At 35.0% G+C, this 16371-nt stretch carries 15 protein-coding genes; 11 read left to right on the plus strand and 4 right to left on the minus strand.

What is annotated here, in order from left to right; genetic code table 11:
• Positions 1–542 precede the first annotated feature (542 nt).
• The 5 genes from CIGNP109_RS06380 (at position 543) to CIGNP109_RS06400 (ending at position 6082) form a co-directional block, all read left to right on the plus strand.
• Positions 543–2573, plus strand: a complete 2031-nt coding sequence (locus CIGNP109_RS06380) for an AAA family ATPase (RefSeq protein WP_086228630.1) — start codon at positions 543–545, stop codon at positions 2571–2573.
• Positions 2574–2833: 260 nt separating this feature from the next.
• A complete protein-coding gene (locus CIGNP109_RS06385; protein ID WP_086228631.1) occupies positions 2834–3733 on the plus strand; it encodes a helix-turn-helix transcriptional regulator in 900 nt (299 codons plus the stop codon).
• 217 nt (positions 3734–3950) lie between these two features.
• Positions 3951–4529: a hypothetical protein gene (locus CIGNP109_RS06390; RefSeq protein ID WP_180380024.1), complete on the plus strand. Its 579-nt coding sequence runs from the start codon at positions 3951–3953 to the stop codon at positions 4527–4529.
• Positions 4530–5108: 579 nt separating this feature from the next.
• Positions 5109–5552 carry a low molecular weight protein-tyrosine-phosphatase gene (locus CIGNP109_RS06395; RefSeq protein WP_086228633.1) on the plus strand — a complete coding sequence of 148 codons (444 nt, stop codon included), beginning with the start codon at positions 5109–5111 and terminating at the stop codon, positions 5550–5552.
• Positions 5549–6082, plus strand: a complete 534-nt coding sequence (locus CIGNP109_RS06400) for a GNAT family N-acetyltransferase (protein WP_086228634.1) — start codon at positions 5549–5551, stop codon at positions 6080–6082. The genes CIGNP109_RS06395 and CIGNP109_RS06400 overlap by 4 nt, the downstream gene beginning before the upstream one ends.
• Before the next feature lie 45 nt (positions 6083–6127).
• Here CIGNP109_RS06400 and CIGNP109_RS06405 read toward each other — a convergent pair whose 3' ends face one another.
• Entirely contained in the window at positions 6128–6502 is a 375-nt protein-coding gene (locus tag CIGNP109_RS06405; RefSeq protein ID WP_086228635.1) for a group III truncated hemoglobin, read from the minus strand.
• A gap of 20 nt (positions 6503–6522) precedes the next feature.
• Complete coding sequence (locus tag CIGNP109_RS06410; RefSeq protein WP_086228636.1) at positions 6523–7593, minus strand: Mrp/NBP35 family ATP-binding protein; 1071 nt, start codon at positions 7591–7593, stop codon at positions 6523–6525.
• Between the two features lie 85 nt (positions 7594–7678).
• On the opposite strand from CIGNP109_RS06410, the gene CIGNP109_RS06415 reads away from it, so the two are divergent.
• Together CIGNP109_RS06415 and CIGNP109_RS06420 are read left to right on the plus strand one after the other, a co-directional pair.
• Positions 7679–9418, plus strand: a complete 1740-nt coding sequence (locus CIGNP109_RS06415) for a bifunctional chorismate-binding protein/class IV aminotransferase (protein ID WP_086228637.1) — start codon at positions 7679–7681, stop codon at positions 9416–9418.
• A complete protein-coding gene (locus CIGNP109_RS06420) occupies positions 9415–9990 on the plus strand; it encodes an anthranilate synthase component II (RefSeq protein WP_086225271.1) in 576 nt (191 codons plus the stop codon). The genes CIGNP109_RS06415 and CIGNP109_RS06420 overlap by 4 nt, the downstream gene beginning before the upstream one ends.
• Here the strand turns inward: CIGNP109_RS06420 and CIGNP109_RS06425 are convergent.
• Both CIGNP109_RS06425 and thiC read right to left on the minus strand, forming a co-directional pair.
• Positions 9982–10968 carry a YeiH family protein gene (locus CIGNP109_RS06425; RefSeq protein ID WP_086228638.1) on the minus strand — a complete coding sequence of 329 codons (987 nt, stop codon included), beginning with the start codon at positions 10966–10968 and terminating at the stop codon, positions 9982–9984. The genes CIGNP109_RS06420 and CIGNP109_RS06425 overlap by 9 nt on opposite strands.
• The gene (gene thiC, locus CIGNP109_RS06430; RefSeq protein WP_086226618.1) at positions 10949–12310 is read right to left on the minus strand and encodes a phosphomethylpyrimidine synthase ThiC; all 1362 of its coding nucleotides are present in this window, start codon (positions 12308–12310) and stop codon (positions 10949–10951) included. The genes CIGNP109_RS06425 and thiC overlap by 20 nt, the downstream gene beginning before the upstream one ends.
• A gap of 384 nt (positions 12311–12694) precedes the next feature.
• Between thiC and CIGNP109_RS06435 the strand changes: the two genes are divergently transcribed.
• From CIGNP109_RS06435 to CIGNP109_RS06450, 4 genes are read left to right on the plus strand one after another with little or no spacing between them, the layout of a single operon-like run.
• Positions 12695–13810 carry a bifunctional 2-C-methyl-D-erythritol 4-phosphate cytidylyltransferase/2-C-methyl-D-erythritol 2,4-cyclodiphosphate synthase gene (locus tag CIGNP109_RS06435; protein ID WP_086228639.1) on the plus strand — a complete coding sequence of 372 codons (1116 nt, stop codon included), beginning with the start codon at positions 12695–12697 and terminating at the stop codon, positions 13808–13810.
• Positions 13807–14679, plus strand: a complete 873-nt coding sequence (locus tag CIGNP109_RS06440) for a response regulator (protein ID WP_086228640.1) — start codon at positions 13807–13809, stop codon at positions 14677–14679. The genes CIGNP109_RS06435 and CIGNP109_RS06440 overlap by 4 nt, the downstream gene beginning before the upstream one ends.
• Positions 14657–15835 (plus strand): sulfate adenylyltransferase, encoded by a 1179-nt coding sequence (locus CIGNP109_RS06445; protein WP_086228641.1) that lies wholly within the window; start codon positions 14657–14659, stop codon positions 15833–15835. Before CIGNP109_RS06440 ends, CIGNP109_RS06445 begins: the two co-directional genes overlap by 23 nt.
• Before the next feature lie 8 nt (positions 15836–15843).
• The gene (locus CIGNP109_RS06450) at positions 15844–16338 is read left to right on the plus strand and encodes a phosphatidylglycerophosphatase A family protein (RefSeq protein WP_086228642.1); all 495 of its coding nucleotides are present in this window, start codon (positions 15844–15846) and stop codon (positions 16336–16338) included.
• Positions 16339–16371: the final 33 nt, after the last annotated feature.

Raw genomic sequence — 16371 nt, forward strand, 5'->3', positions numbered from 1 at the left:
GTTGTTTTTGAAAACAATGATTTTGCTATTAAAAGAATAAGTCCAGATAAACTAATTGAATTTTTAGATGATATTTTAAAGAGTTTTGGGATTAAAATATAAGAGCGGGGAGACATCCACCCCCCCCCATAAATTAGGCGTGTTATAGCATGATTCTAGCAAAAAGCAATATTTTTTAATAAAAATTGAAAAAATTAGTTTTGATTGCGTTTTTAATAGCTATATCGCAGCCAAAGCAAGGCTTTTAGCCAATACGTTAAGTTTAACAAAACCCAAAAGATAAACTCTGATTTTGATAAGTTCGTAAAAAATATAAAAAGCTAAGAATATATGCTTAACTAGGCAGGCATAAGCACGCAAGATTCTAGTGAATTTTAAATATTTATTTTTAATACTCATTCCTTTAATTTTTAGGAATGGGTATTGTTTTATCACCACAAAAACCACACCAAAGATTTTAAGAAAAAATTACAACTCTACAAATGACACTTTTTTGTCTGTTAAAATCATTATAATGCTTCTTAAAAATCAAAGGAGCTAAAATGAAAGTTTACACGCCAACTGGTCTAAGAGATAAAATCAAGCTATGGACACTAAGAGCGATATTTGAGTGCGATGGAGTGTATGATCTGGTGATTAGAAATGATGATGTTCGTGAGCTTTTTAGGATCCCTTGTGATTTGGAGAAAAAAGACGCTCCAAATGTAAGCAAAATGCTAAAAGATGAGCTAAGACGCCTTGAAGAGCTAAATGAGGCTGGTAAAATAGGCTCTAATGCTAACCTAAGCGCAAACTTAGAGCTAGTAAAAAACACTCTTGGTCTAAGTCAAACTGAGCGTGATTTGCTAGAGTTTTTTGCTGCATCAAAGTCTATAGGAGTGTTAAAAGAGCTGATGAGAGATATCAAGGTGGATACTTTTGAACTAAGCTTTTTCATCTCAAAGGTGCTTGGAGCAAGGCTAAATTTAGTAAAATCTGCGCTAAAGGCTAACTCGGCTCTGCTTTCTTGTAAAATAATTAAGCTTGATAAAAATCGTTATAGACCTGATTTTGACGATTTGATAGAGTTTTGCGATGATGATTTTCCTTTTAATTTAATAGAGCTTAAAAAGCCTAGTATTGATATGCTTTTTGGCGGTATTTTGCGCAAGTGTTCTAGCCCAAAGCTTGAAATAAGTGATTATGAGCATTTGAGCATAAAGACTGATGACATCTTAGAGTATTTAAAAAACTGCCAAAAAGGCGCAAATATCTTGCTTCATGGTTTGCCTGGCACTGGCAAAACCGAGTTTTGTAAGGCTATTGCTAGCAGGCTTAAAAAAGAGCTTTTTGAGGTGGCATTTTGCGATGATGATGGGGATAGTCTAAACTCACTTGAGAGATTTTCTAGCTTAATTTGTGCAAATGCTCTGTTGGAAGCGAAAAATAGCGTTATTTTGTTTGATGAAGTGGAGGATATTTTTAGAGATAGGCATATTTCAAAGGCTCTCATAAACCGCACGCTTGAAGAAAATATAGTGCCTACATTTTGGCTTACAAATGATGTTTATAGCATGGATAATGCGTATATTAGGCGATTTGATATGGTAATAGAGTTTAAAATACCGCCAAAAACTAAACGCAAAGAGCTAATAAAAAATTACACAAAAGGGGCTGTTTGCGAAAAAACTATAAATAAACTAGCCAAAAACAAAGATATAGCCCCAGCTCTAATAAGTAGCGCAAGCAAGGTGCTAAATACCCTAAAAGTAGCAGATGAAAAAGAGCGAAATAAGCTCTTTACTACGCTAATAAATGCTAATCTAAACGCCCAAGGCAAACTACGCATAGAGAGCAAAAAGTCTAAAAAAAGCAAGGGCACAGAACTGCCGCAAAGCTACGATACTAGCTATATAAATACTAGCGTAGACCCGCAAGCTATGGTAGCAGGGATAAAAGAAAGACCAAATGCTAGAATCTGCCTATATGGCGTAGCTGGCACTGGCAAAAGTGCCTATGCTAAGTTTATAGCTAGCGAGCTAGGCTGCGAAATAATCATCAAAAAAGCTAGCGAAATTCTAGGTATGTATGTGGGGCAAACTGAAAAAAACATAGCAAATGCCTTTAAAGAGGCTAAAAATAAAAAGGCGGTGCTTGTATTTGACGAGGTTGATAGCTTTTTGCAAGATAGAAGCAGTGCAAATCGCTCGTGGGAGATAAGTCAAGTAAATGAAATGCTTGTTCAAATGGAAAGCTTTAATGGTGTTTTTATAGCTACAACCAACCTTTGTGAAAGCCTTGATAAAGCGAGTTTAAGGCGCTTTGATATGAAAATTGAGTTTGGGTATTTAAAGCCTGAACAAGCTAGCGCATTATTTAAAAAAGAATGCGAGCTTTTAGGACTTGAAATAAATGCTGGGGCTTTGGAGCGTGTAAGCTCTCTAAGAGCCTTAGCCCCTGGCGACTTTGCAGCGGTTAAAAGAGCAAATGCCTTTTATCCTATAAAAGATAGCGATGACTTTGCCGCTCGCCTAAAAAGCGAAGTCGTCCTAAAAAACGCAGAGAGTGGCAGCAAACTAGGCTTTGTGAGATAGGGAATTCTAGAATTAGCTGAGGATAAAGGTAAAATTTTACAATTTTACTTTTATTTTTAAAATATTTTGCTATAACATGACTTAAAGCGTTAATGCGCCAATGTAGTCAAGGCGGACTGCAAACATAGGGAGATATAGGTTCAACTCCCGCTTAGTGCTTTACTTTTTTACTCTTGGCTACTTTTCTTGTTTTTGTTATCTTAAAGGTTTGAAAAATATCATTATTATGTTAGAATTTTGAAAATTAAAAAAGGCAAAGCATGAAAGAAATACAAAAAGAACCAAATGAACGTTTTTGGCGTATAAATGAAATCTGTAAGCTAATCGCAAAAACTCCACTTAGCACCAGCCAAATCGCAGACAAGCTAGGAGTGAGCGAGCGCACCATCCAGCGTGATTTAAATGGCGTCCTAGTCAAATACGGAGCTGTGCGAAATGGTAGGCTGTGGAGCATAGATGAGAGCAAAATTGACCCAAAAGACGAAAATCAAATCATCCTAGCCGTGCTTGATAAAATGGCAAAAAATGTAGGGGCTGAGTTCTACTCAAAGGCTCATGGCTTGCTAAAAGGCATAAGCGAAGGGCTAAATCATCCGATTTTTGTAAGTCTAAGTGCTGAGAAGCTAGAAAAAAAAGACATTGAGCTAATAGAAAACCTAGAGAGTGTCATCGCAAGTCGCAATGAAATAGAACTACTGTATTTTAGTAAAACTCACAGGCTCTCGCCTATTAAAATTGCGCTATTTGATGGCTTTTGGTATCTGCTTGCAATGGCTGGTGAAAAGCTCAAGAAATTTCACCTAAAAAGTATAAAAGAGATAAAAATTCTACCTAGTAAATTTAAGATAGATGAGAGCCTAGAAAACCGCATTAAAAGTGCTAATTCGGCTTGGTTTGACCCTGAGAAAAGCTTTATCGTAAGGCTATGGATAGATAAAGTGGTCAAAAAATACTTTGAGCGAAAACCACTGCCAAATCAACAAATAATGTGTGAGAACGAAGATGGCAGTATAGAAATAGAAGTTCAAGTCACACATATAATGGAGATAAAACCGCTTGTTTTTTATTACCTGCCGCATATCAAAGTTATAGAGCCTAGCAGTCTAGCCGATGATATACTAGCGGAGATGGAGAGGTATATAAAAGAAATAAGGGGTTAGTTTTGTTTGTTATAATTACTAAAGTGCTTAGAAAAGGTAAAAAATGAGAGATAAAAAACAAAAGTATTTATCCCTTATAGAACGAGCAAGACAAAATTACGAATATAAAAAACACGCAAATTTCAAGTGGTGATGAGTGTAAAAAGCAATAAACCTATGGACTTATTGGCAAGGTCTAGGCTATGAAATAGATACTCCAAAAATAAAAATCTTGCTTGTGGGGCAATACTGGGGCAATACAGATTTTGACGGTAGAAAAACACTAGAAAACATTTCTAAGATAAATTTACTAAGTCCAAATGAATATGAAAAGAGACAATATTTAGATGATTTAAAACCTTTTGTAACTGATAAAAATTTAGTAGAATTATTTGCCAGCATCGGCTATCCCAATATAGACAAAAAGCGATATAGCGATTTATTTTTTACAAACATTTCGCTAGGATATCGCACAATAAATACTTCAGCACACATTACCAAAGCTGAAATTTCTACAGACAAAGAGATTTTTAAAGAGCTTGTAGAAATTTTGGAACCTGAATATATAATAGCTCTTGGTAAAAATACTTATGAGATTATTTTAGAAGCATTAGAGCTTGAAAGACCAAAAATCGCATCATTTAATTATTTTATTGTAACACAAAATGAGTTTGAATATGGTAAAAGTAAAATCTATGCCATGGCACACGCAGGTGGAATGGGTAGTGCTAATAGAAAAAAGGGTGATAAAAGCAATAAAACTAGTATTGAGCTACAAAAAGAAGATTGGATAAAAATATTTTTTAATACGACATAAAAGTGTCTGTTTTGATATATATAATTCCTTTCAAATCCTATTGATGAAAGCAAATACTATGGTGAATTAGTTGATGAAAGGGTAAAAAAAGGCGACTATGAATACGAGCTTTGCGGATATAAGCTTGTTGATGACGTATGTGATGAGTTTAGGTTTTGCGGAGCTTTTATTTGTAAAATGATGACTTTTGAAGTGCCAGTAAAATATATCTCTCGTATTGAAAAAGTGATGATTGAAGAATCAAGCATTTATAAAGAAGGTGAGATTGCTTTATCAAAAGTTATTTTAATGTTTTAAATGATTTTTACAACAGATAATAAATAGTCTGCAATTCTAGCTAGAATTGTAATGTTAATTTTATTATAATTCACAAAACAATTTTAATTATAAACTAAGGAAATATTTTGGTTTTACAAACTTTTTGGCTAGAAATGGTGGTAGAATTCTAAAATTCCTAAGATAATTAAAATTAAAAGGCAAGAAAATGTATAAATTGAAAGATGGCTATCCGCCACATCCATCACGCAAAAGCAACAAAATCAAAATAATTGATTTTAAAATAAAATATAAGGGGTCTTAATGGTTAAATCAATTTTATTTGTATGTCTTGGTAATATTTGTCGCTCGCCTTTGGCTGAAGGTATCGCAAGAAAGGTAGCCAAAGAGCGTGGTTTGGATATTTTGATAGATTCGGCAGGGACTAGTAATTATCATATATCAGAGCCACCAGATAGTCGCTCTATAAGGATCGGGCAGCAAAATGGAGTTGATATCTCTATGCTAAAAGGTAGGCAAATTGATAGGAGTGATTCTAAATTTGATTTGATTATAGCGATGGATAAGCAAAATTATGATAATATTTTGCGTTTAAAGCTTGGCAATAAGGTAGCTTTGATGGGGGATTTTGGGCTTGATGGGGCTGAAATTCCAGATCCATATTATGGTGATATGAGTGATTTTCAAAGCGTTTATAATATGCTTAACAATGCGATAAATACGATGTTTGATGAGGTTTGTAAATGAGTTTGGATTGTAGATTAGTTGATATAAATAGCGATATTTTTACAGATATTTTAAGGCTAAATTCAGAAGTCTTCCCTTCAAATGAGCTAGTAGCACCAATAAATTTATCTAATAACATATATGCAAATGATGAAAATCTATCTATTTTCTCTTTTTATAATGATAAAGAGTTTGTAGGTTATGCTGCTATATATAGCTATGAAAATATATCTTATTTAGCATTTTTAGCAGTTTGTGTTAAGTATCAAGGGCGTGGTTTTGGTGGCTTAATTTTAGAAATTTTAAAATCAAATTTTAGCCAAATCGTCTTAGAGATTGAGAGTTTAGATCCAAAAGCTACTGATTACTTACAAAGAGTCAAACGTAGTAAATTTTATAACAATCACGGATTTAAAGATTCTGGTTATAAAATATCATATTGCAAAATGACCTATAGTATTTATAGTAATTTTGAGTTTGATTCTAAGCAATTTATAGATATGTTTAATCTATTTAAGAGCAAAAATTATTTTGATTTTAAATTTGAATAGCAGATAATATTTAGCTATATCCAGCCAAATTTGGCTGGATATTAATTATGAGTATAAAACTGATTTAAATCTATTTGCGATCATCTGTGCGCGCATTAAGATCATATCGGCAATTTCAGGCTCATAAATGCTATCTAAGCTCTTTTTAAACAAATTCAGCCAATTATCAAAATATTCAGGCGGAAATGGATCAAGATTCATATGAGCTTGCATAGGATTGCCTCTAAATTCGCTCTGACCTATGAGCATCCCTTTCCAAAATTCACCAATCTTGGCCTTATGAGCGTCCCACGCCTCTTCGCTTGTGCCGATTTTGTTATTAAATATCTCGCCAAGACCGCTCTCATCTTCTCTAATAGCTTCATAAAAGCTCTCCATAAGCTTAGCAATGCTCTCGTTTGTGATCTCTTTGTATTTCATTTTTATCCTTTCAAATTTGATTAATGACAGCCAGACCTACTCATATCAGGCTGAATAGCTGAGTTATCAGCACCGCCATTTGCGTTGATATCTTCTATAATATCCCATAGCTTTGTAGCGGCCTCTTCATATCGTTTAGCGCTAATTGAATTTGGCTCATAAAAGCTAACTGGCCTTCCGCTATCACCACCTATTCTAACAGATGGTTCTATAGGGATTTGAGCTAGTATCGTAGTATCATACTCACTAGCCAGCGCGTCAGCTCCACCCTTGCCAAATATATCATACTCTTTGCCATTATCAGGGCAGATAAATCCACTCATATTCTCTATCACGCCAGCGACTGGGATATGGAGCTTTTCAAACATATCAAGGCTTCTAGCGGAGTCATCTAGGGCGACTGTTTGCGGAGTTGTAACGCAAATTCCAGCTGTTACTGGCACGCTTTGGGCTAGGGTGATTTGCGCATCGCCTGTGCCTGGAGGCATATCAAGAAGTAAGATATCTAGCTCTCCCCACTCAACTTCATTTAAAAGTTGAGTTATAGCCTTCATAATCATAGCGCCACGCCACATTAGTCCTTGACCCTCTTCTATCAAAAGCCCCATGCTCATCATCTCGATTCCGTGAGTTTGAAGTGGCTTTAACTTTTGGCCTATGACTTCGGGTTGTTTGCCTTGGACGCCTAGCATTCTTGGGATATTTGGCCCATAGATATCAGCGTCTAATAGCCCTACTTTTTTGCCTTGTTTGGCTAGGCTAATGGCTAAATTTAAAGTAGTTGTGGATTTGCCTACGCCACCTTTGCCGCTGCTTACCATTACGAAGTTTTTAATCTGTGGGGCGATATTTTTGCCGCTTTGTGAGTTGGATTGCTGGGTTTGAGGCTTTGGGGCGATGATCTCTATCTCTTTGTTTAAATTTAGCTTTTCTATCTCATTTTTGATAGTTTGAGCTACTTCTGGTTTGGCTGAGGTGATCTCTACTATGATCTTTGGATCTGTGGATTTGACAAAGCCAAATTCTACAATGCTCTTTTTAAAGCCTGGGTAGATCACGCTTTTTAGTCTGTCTAGAATTTTTTCATCCATTTTTAGTCCTTTTTAAAATTTAGGTATATTAGCTAAAAATTATAAATCTTTGGCTAAAATTTTTTAAATTAAAATAGAGAATTGTATGAGTGAATTTAGTATTTTTGGTAAATATTTATATCGTGATTTAAAAAGCGAATTTATCTGCTTTAATAAAGATGAGCTTAATCAAGCTTTAAAAACTATACAAAAGATAAAAAATTTATATTTTGTAGGTTATATAGTTTATGATATTAGTAAAACAGCGTCAAATTATCCTATAGCGCACTTTAAAGGTTATAACAATAAAGAGATTTTCAAACCAGACAAGAGTTTTGAATTCTCTATATTTAAGCCATATTTTTATCCGCAAATTGTAAAAAATTTATCCAAAAAAGAGTATGAAAAAGCATTTAATCAAATAAAAGATGAATTAGCCAGTGGCAATAGCTATCAAATAAATTTCACAAATGAACTACAAATATCAACCAAAGCTAGTAGCAAGGAGATTATAACCTTACTTTTAAGTAGGCAAAAGAGTAGATATTTTGGCTATTTTAAGAGTGAATTTTGTGAGATAATATCATTTTCGCCAGAGCTGTTTTTTAAACTAAAAGGCAAGAAAATCACCTTTGCACCTATGAAAGGCACGATAAAACGGGGTCAAAATAAAGATGAAGATAGGGTTTTAAAAAATAAGCTTAAAAACGACCCAAAAAATAGAAGTGAAAATTTGATGATAGTTGATTTGCTCCGTAATGATATGAGTAAGATTATCAAAATTGGCTCATTAAAGCTAAAAGAGCCGATGAAAATCATCAAGCTAAAAACGCTATTTCAAGCGATTTCGCCGCTTAAAGCAAGGCTTAAGAATAGAAATTTAAATAAGATTTTTGAAGCGGTTTATCCGTGTGGATCGATTACTGGTGCGCCAAAACTTGCCACAATGCGTATTATAGAGCGTTTAGAAGCTAGAGATCGTGGGGTTTATTGCGGTGCGATGGGGGTTATCAGTGATAAAAGGGCGGAATTTAGCGTGCCGATTAGAACACTTCAAAGATGGACTAAAGATGAATATTATAGATACGGCGTTGGGAGTGGCGTGGTATGGGACTCAAAGTGCGATGATGAATTTGCTGAATTGGAGCTAAAAAGTAGCTTTTTAAAACCAAAAATTGAATTTAATCTTTTTGAGACTATGTTACTACGCGGGGATAAGATATTTTTGTTACAAAATCATTTAAAAAGATTGATAAATAGCGCTAGGTTGTTAGGATTTAAATTGCCTATGGGATTTGAGCTTTGCGAGATGGATGAAGAGAGATTGAAATTTAGCGATATAGTTGGTGGGATTAATGGCGGATTTGAGAGTATAGATAAATTTAAAGATATTTTTGCTGATTTAAGGGCTGATAATGTGGATTTAAGAGTGAATTTAACCCTTAATAAAAGTGGCAAATATCAGATAACCCAAACTCAAATTCCCCCACTTAAATCCCATAAAATCGCAATTAGCCAAAACCGCCTAAACTCTTGTAATGATCTATTGTATCACAAAACCACGCTAAGAGATGAGCGGATTATAGATGATGGGCTTTTTGATATTTTTTATCTTAATCAAAGAGATGAGCTATGTGAGGGGAGTCGCTCAAATATCGTCTTAAATATCGGAGATGAGCTATTAACACCAAAATTAGATTGTGGTCTATTGGCTGGGACTTTGCGTGAGAGACTGCTGAAATTTGGCGAGATAAAAGAGGCGATTTTGGGTTTAGATGATTTAAAAAATGCTAAAGAAATTTACGCTATTAACTCACTTCGTGGCGCTATCAAGGTGGAGTTATGAGAGTTTTACTAATAGATAATTACGACTCATTTACCTATAATATAGTCTATTATTTGAAGGAGTTAGGCGCTAAAGTCAAGGTAGTCAAAAATGATTTTGCTAAAGCCAAAAAAGCTATAAAATATGCTAATAAATTTGATAAAATCATTATTTCACCAGGCTTTGGCACACCTGATGATTCTGGAGTTTGTATGGATATTATTAAGGCTCTTGGGGCTAAAAAGCAGATTCTAGGTATATGCTTAGGTCATCAATGTTTGGCTAAGGCTTTTGGCGCAGAAGTGGTGCGGATGCCACGCCCTTTTCATGGGGTGAGTGTGGAGTGCGAATTTAAAAAATCCACACTTTTTAAAGGGGTGAAAAAGCCATTAAAAATCGCTTTATATAACTCATTGTGCGTGGAGAATACGGCTGAATTTGATATCTTAGCAGATATAAAAGTGGAGAATAAAAGCATTATAATGGCTATCAAGCATAAAAAATATAGTTGCTATGGGGTGCAGTTTCACCCTGAGTCTATATTGCAAGCTCAAGGCAAAAAGATATTAAAAAATTTCTTAAATTTAAAATAGCAAATTTGCTAATACAAAAGCCAAAACAATAAGCCACAAAAATATCAAACTAGAAGCGATAAATACCTTTAAATTCGCATTTTTCAAAGCTTTTTTGGTGATTGTAAGCCCTAGGGCGCTCATCGCAACACTAAGCAAGAAATTATCAACTAAAGATATGAATTCTCTAACTTGCGGATTTATAAATCCAGAGCAGAGCAACGCTACAAAAAACCATAGAGCAAAATATGGGAAATTTGCCCTAATGCTTGATTTTTCGCCGATGAAAAATCCACTAGCAAGGCTTAAAATTATCAAAAATGGCGCTAGCATTAGAACTCTTAACATTTTTATTATAATTGCGTTATTGGCTACTACTTCATTATAAGCACTAGCACCAGCTACATGCGCTACTTCGTGTAAGCTAGCACCGATTATAAATCCAGCTTTGAGATTTTGGATTTCACTAAGGACAAATGGATATACAAACATCCCTAAACTACCAAATACCACAACCGAGCAAAGTGCGATGGCCACGGTATTTGGTGAAGCTTTGACAATGCTTTGAGTGGCTAGTAAAGCAGCCGCACCGCAGATACTAGACCCAGAGCTTATCAAGACTGAAAGTTTCTTATCAATACCAAAAACACGACAGATAAAATATCCAAAAATAAAACTACTAAAAACAATGATAAAAGCGCTTAAAATCCCAGCATAGCCGATACTAAGTGCTTCATCAAGGCTGATTTTAAATCCATATAAGACAATGCCTAGTCTTAGAATTTGCTTTGTAGATATAGCCAAAATTCCACTTCTAGCTATCAAATTCGCACTTTTTTTGCTACTATTGGCTAAAATAGCACCCAAAATCACAGCAATTATCAAAGCACTAATCCCATAAGCGCTTAAAAAATTCGCTGCTAAAATAGATATCGCCGCTAAAATTATCAAGATAGTAGCGGCGTAAATTTTCCTTGTTTTATATATCTTTGCTCTCATTTGTAGGGTAGCTTTCACAGCTAGTTTTGGCTATCTCTTGGCTGATTTTATAAGCGCAAAATTTCGGCCCACACATAGAGCAAAATTCAGCTTCTTTAAAGACATCTTGAGGCAAGCTCTCATCATGAAGCTCTCTAGCCTTATCAGGATCTAGGGCTAATTCAAATTGTTTATTCCACTCAAATTTATATCTAGCGTCGCTCATAGCGTGATCTCTATCTATAGCTCCTGGTCTATTAAGGGCGATATCAGCAGAGTGGGCAGCGATTTTGTGTGCTATTATCCCATCTCTTACATCTTTTGCGTTTGGTAGGCCTAAATGCTCTTTTGGCGTTACATAGCATAGCATACTAGCACCATGATATGCAGCCATAGTCCCACCAATAGCACTTGTGATATGATCATATCCAGCGCCTATATCAGTTGGAAGTGGCCCAAGGATATAAAATGGCGCATCATCGCAAAGTCTTTGCTCCTCTTTCATATTAAATTCAATCTGATTAAATGGCACATGGCCAGGGCCTTCTACCATTACTTGGACATTTTTGGCCCAGGCTCTTCTAGTTAGATTGCCAAGCTCTTTAAGCTCAGCCATTTGAGCAGCATCGCTCGCATCAGCCAAGCAGCCAGGACGCAAGCTATCACCCAAAGATAGAGCCACATCATATTTAGCACAGATATCGCATATATCATCAAAGGCTGTGTGGAATGGATTTTCTTTGTGATGTTTCATCATCCAACTAGCCATCAAGCTACCGCCACGGCTGACAATTCCCATTTTGCGTTTAGCCACTAATGGCATAAACTCAAGCAAAAATCCAGCGTGGATAGTGAAGTAGCTAACGCCTTGTTTAGCCTGTTTTTCGATACAATCTAGCATAATTTGTGGTGTGAGATTATCTAAATCCTTGATATCGTGAATGATTTGGTATATTGGCACGGTGCCAATCGGGACGGTTGAGTTGGCTATTATAGCCTTTCTAATAGCATCTAAATCCCCACCAGTGCTTAGATCCATCACGGTATCGGCTCCATATTTTAAGCATACATTTAGCTTTTCTATCTCTTCATTTATATTGCTGATTATCGCACTTGATCCGATATTTGCGTTGATTTTACAAGTTACGGCTCTGCCTATTGCCATCGGAATTAGATGATGATGATTGATATTTGATGGGATTATGAGCTTTCCACTTGCGACTAGGTCTCGAATTTGGGTTGCTTGAAGCTTTTCTATCTTGGCTACATACTCCATCTCTTCAGTGATTATGCCCTTTTTGGCGTAATACATTTGAGTTGGGGTAGCGTCGTTTTGGCGTTTTTGACACCACTCTTTTCTCATTTATTATCCTTTTTTAAGCGTTTAAAAAGTGAATTTTACAATATTTAATTAAATACAAAACAACTCTTAAATAATTTGTTGATTTAAATTTGATTTATATAATTTTTTCATTAAATTTAGACTATTTTGAGCTATTTGTGTTACAAATTTAGCTTTTATAATATTGTTGAGTAGAGATTACACATTAAAAAGCTTAAATTTAATATATCTTAAATATAGTTTTTAAGTGGCTTTTGTAAGTAAATTTGGTTTATATTTGATTAAAATATCTATAATTTGGTGATTAACTAGCCAAATTTGGATTAAAATTTATGTTAATTTCAGTCAAATGAAATTTAAAACTATGTATAATTTCGTAACATAATTTTAAATTTAGGATCTATTTTGATTGATATATCTTTAATAATGCTAGGTGCGGGAAGCTCTACAAGGTTTGGACTGCCTGTTAAAAAGCAGTGGCTACGCAGCGGTGATACCCCATTGTGGCTAAAAGCGACTAGAAATATAAGCTCAAATTATAATTTTAAAGAGATTATTGTAGTTAGTAATGAGTGCGAATATATGTCCAAATTCGCTACCAATATCAAATTCATCCAAGGTGGCGCCACTAGGCAAGAGAGCCTTAAAAACGCTCTTAATCATATAAATAGCGATTATGTTATGGTGAGTGATATAGCTAGAGTGGATATAAGTCAAGCTTTGATAAAGCGGTTGATAGATAATGCGAATTTGGCTGATTGTATCGTGCCAGCTCTAAAAGTCAGCGACACAGTTGCTTATGGTAGTGAGTATATAAATAGAGATGAGTTAAAGCGAATTCAAACCCCACAACTCTCCAAAACTGCGGTATTAAAAAAGGCTTTAAATAGCGATAAAATTTACACAGATGATAGCTCGGCTATCGCTGCTACCTGTGGTAAGGTATGGTATGTTGCTGGTGATGAGAGAGCTAGGAAACTAACATATAAAGATGATTTGAAGCTTATAAATCTTGATCCGCCTTCATCTGATATATTTTGTGGTAATGGCTTTGATGTCCATGCCTTTTGCGATGGCGATCATCTGAATTTAGGCGGTGTGAAGATAGAATTTGATAGAGCTTTTAAGGCTCATAGCGATGGCGATGTAGCTATACATGCACTTTGTGATGCGATCTTAGGGGCGGCTAGCGCACCTGATATTGGGCAGTTATTTCCAGATAATGATATGAAATTTAAAGGCATTGACTCCAAAATTTTGCTTGAAAGGAGTGTGGATTTCATCCGTTCTATTGGATTTGAGATTGTAAATGTGGATTTGACTATCATTTGTGAAAAGCCTAAAATCTCTCCATATAAAGATGAGATGGCTCAAACCTTAGCAAGTGTGATGGGTATAAGTAGATTTAGAGTAAATATCAAAGCCACAACAAGCGAGAAATTAGGCTTTACAGGGCGTAGCGAAGGGGTAGCTGTGATAGCAAATGCGAATTTAAAATATTTTGATTGGACTAGGATATGAGAGTTTTAATAGTAGAAAACGAAATTTACCTAGCTCAAAGTATCGCTAGCAAGTTATCTGAATTTGGCTATAGCTGTGAGATTGCTACTCATACATTTGAGGCTTTAAGGGATGATAAATATGATGTAGTTTTGCTCTCTACTAGCTTTGGGGCTAATGAATTTTATAAGGTTATAGAAAATCACAAAAATTCAATTATAATTTTATTAATTAGCTACATTAGCTCTGATACCGTGCTAAATCCTATTAAAGCTGGGGTGAGTGATTATATCCAAAAGCCATTTATGATAGAAGAGCTTGTTAGAAAGATTAAATTTTTTGAGTCTTTTAAGCGATATGAGACCTTAAATGAAACTTACCGCATTATGCTAGAATCGGCTATGATAGTTAATAAACCAGCTAGCTTAGACCATAAAAAGATTAAGCTACCATTGATTATTAGCTCTAGTAAAATTCAAATTAGCGATGGTTTTGTTTTTAGTTATGCTAAAGAGAGCGGATTAAATTGTAAAATTGCAGATGCTAAGCTTGGCTTTGATATTAAGGCTTTATTGCCAAATAGCTTTATATATATTAGAAATATTGATGAGCTTAGCTTAGATGCAAGGGCTAATATGCTTGATTCTTTGCGAGGTACGCCAACTATCGTTCATAGCGCAAGTGATCATATAGGATTTAATTTTATGATGCTAGGTGAGCCGCGTGCTGCTATGATGAGTGATATATTATCAATTGATGAGTATGTTAAGCAGATGATTTTATTATATCAAGATATCTTGCCAGATACTGAGATATCAAAAAAACTTGGAATATCGCGTAAATCTATATGGGAAAGAAGAAAAAGGCATGATATCTACAGACAGAAGTAATATTATAAATATCAATCAAGATACATATGGCACCTTAGGTCTTATCAAAAATCAAATTTTAGGTAAATTTAAAAGGCTTATGGATGCTAATGAGGCTAAAACAGTTTATCAAACTGGATATTTTAGAGGTGAGCCTATGCCATATGCTTATACCTTTGCTCCATTTGGTAGGCGAAATCAAGCTGTAATTAGAACTATCAAGCAGGGTCAAAAACTTGAATTTGCACTAAATGGAAATATAGTTGGTCATATGGTTGTCTCATCTGTTTATAAGCTTGAAAATCCTTATAATAGTATTTTTGCTGCTAGAGAGATTGAACTTGATGAAGATAATAAAACAGGTAAATACGCAGTTAGCGGCGAATTTGAAATTTATGATAATAATTTAGCTAAGATTAAAGAAAATGTTCTAAATAGAATAAAGGAAAATAACTATCAAAAAGTAACCGCTTTAATGCTCACAGCTGATCCATTCCACAGACTTCATGAAAGGCTAGTGAGAATGACTATTGATAAGGCTGATATCACTATAATTTTCTTGATTTGTACCCTTGAAAATAGGCGAAATTTGGATTTTAAATTGAGATTAAAAACCTTAGAATATTTCGTAAGCAATTTCTTGCCTAATGAGCGTGTGGTTATAGTGCCTTTTGAAAATACCTATCTATTTAGCAATCATATAAATCCGGTTTTGGAGTGCTTAGCAGCTTATAACTTTGGTGCGACGAAGTTAGTAGTAGGGCAAAATCACGGCGGTATCGGAATGTTTTACGATCATAATCAACCAAATACAATCTTAGATAGCGTAACAAAAAATTTGGATATAGAGCTTATAGTTATGCCTGAATTAGTCTATTGTAATCAGTGTAGAACGATTGTGAGTATCAAGACTTGTCCGCATGGCCAACACCATCATATCAAGTATAAATCCGATACACTAAAAGAGCTTTTATTTAGTGGGATTTTGCCGCCTGCGATTTTAATGCGAAAGGAGATTTCAGCTATGATATTAAGCACGCTATTTCCAAATAGATTTGAAAATTTCCAAAAAATTTGCAATGATCTATTCCCTAATGTTGGGTTATTAGAAGATCGCACTCAAAATGATTTTTATCTAGATTTGATGAGTTTATATCAGACTACTTCACTTACATAAGGATGAAAATGCAAAAGCTATTTGTAACATTTTTTTACTCTGGATTACTAAGGCCAGCACCTGGGACTTGGGGTAGCTTGGCTGGAAGTATAGCGGGCGTGGCTATATATTATTATATCGGGCTTGAGACGCTATTTATGGCTAGTATATTGCTATTTTTGGCTAGTATTAGCGTGATTGACTCTTATGAGGCTAAAAGTGGCACACACGATGATAGCTCTATAGTCATTGATGAGGTTGCTGGTGTGTGGGTGGCAATATCTATAGCTTTATCTAGCTGGGAGCAGTTTGGGGTGGATAAATTTGGCTGGATTAGTGTGATTTTGGCTTTTGTCTTTTTTCGAATTTTAGATATTACTAAGCCTAGTATCATTGGTAGGCTAGACCGCAATCTCAAAGGCGGTCTTGGTGTAATGAGCGATGATATGGTAGCAGGGGGATTTGCTGGGCTTATCACCGCTGCAGTTGTGGCTATTTTGGTTAAATTTGGTTTAATTATTTAGTGGATTTGTAGTTAATTATGCCCAAAATTCAAA

Origin of the sequence: Campylobacter sp. P0109, from assembly GCF_002138755.1 — a bacterium.
GTDB classification, from domain to species: Bacteria; Campylobacterota; Campylobacteria; order Campylobacterales; family Campylobacteraceae; genus Campylobacter; species Campylobacter devanensis.

Bases quoted from the DNA above. Each gene is read 5' to 3' on its own strand.
- CIGNP109_RS06440 (WP_086228640.1), top strand. From the start codon at position 13,807: ATGAGAGTTTTAATAGTAGAAAACGAAATTTACCTAGCTCAAAGTATC.
- CIGNP109_RS06410 (WP_086228636.1), bottom strand. From the start codon at position 7,593: ATGGATGAAAAAATTCTAGACAGACTAAAAAGCGTGATCTACCCAGGC.
- thiC (WP_086226618.1), bottom strand. From the start codon at position 12,310: ATGAGAAAAGAGTGGTGTCAAAAACGCCAAAACGACGCTACCCCAACT.
- CIGNP109_RS06415 (WP_086228637.1), top strand. From the start codon at position 7,679: ATGAGTGAATTTAGTATTTTTGGTAAATATTTATATCGTGATTTAAAA.
- CIGNP109_RS06450 (WP_086228642.1), top strand. From the start codon at position 15,844: ATGCAAAAGCTATTTGTAACATTTTTTTACTCTGGATTACTAAGGCCA.
- CIGNP109_RS06385 (WP_086228631.1), top strand. From the start codon at position 2,834: ATGAAAGAAATACAAAAAGAACCAAATGAACGTTTTTGGCGTATAAAT.
- CIGNP109_RS06400 (WP_086228634.1), top strand. From the start codon at position 5,549: ATGAGTTTGGATTGTAGATTAGTTGATATAAATAGCGATATTTTTACA.
- CIGNP109_RS06405 (WP_086228635.1), bottom strand. From the start codon at position 6,502: ATGAAATACAAAGAGATCACAAACGAGAGCATTGCTAAGCTTATGGAG.
- CIGNP109_RS06395 (WP_086228633.1), top strand. From the start codon at position 5,109: ATGGTTAAATCAATTTTATTTGTATGTCTTGGTAATATTTGTCGCTCG.
- CIGNP109_RS06445 (WP_086228641.1), top strand. From the start codon at position 14,657: ATGATATCTACAGACAGAAGTAATATTATAAATATCAATCAAGATACA.
- CIGNP109_RS06380 (WP_086228630.1), top strand. From the start codon at position 543: ATGAAAGTTTACACGCCAACTGGTCTAAGAGATAAAATCAAGCTATGG.
- CIGNP109_RS06425 (WP_086228638.1), bottom strand. From the start codon at position 10,968: ATGAGAGCAAAGATATATAAAACAAGGAAAATTTACGCCGCTACTATC.
- CIGNP109_RS06420 (WP_086225271.1), top strand. From the start codon at position 9,415: ATGAGAGTTTTACTAATAGATAATTACGACTCATTTACCTATAATATA.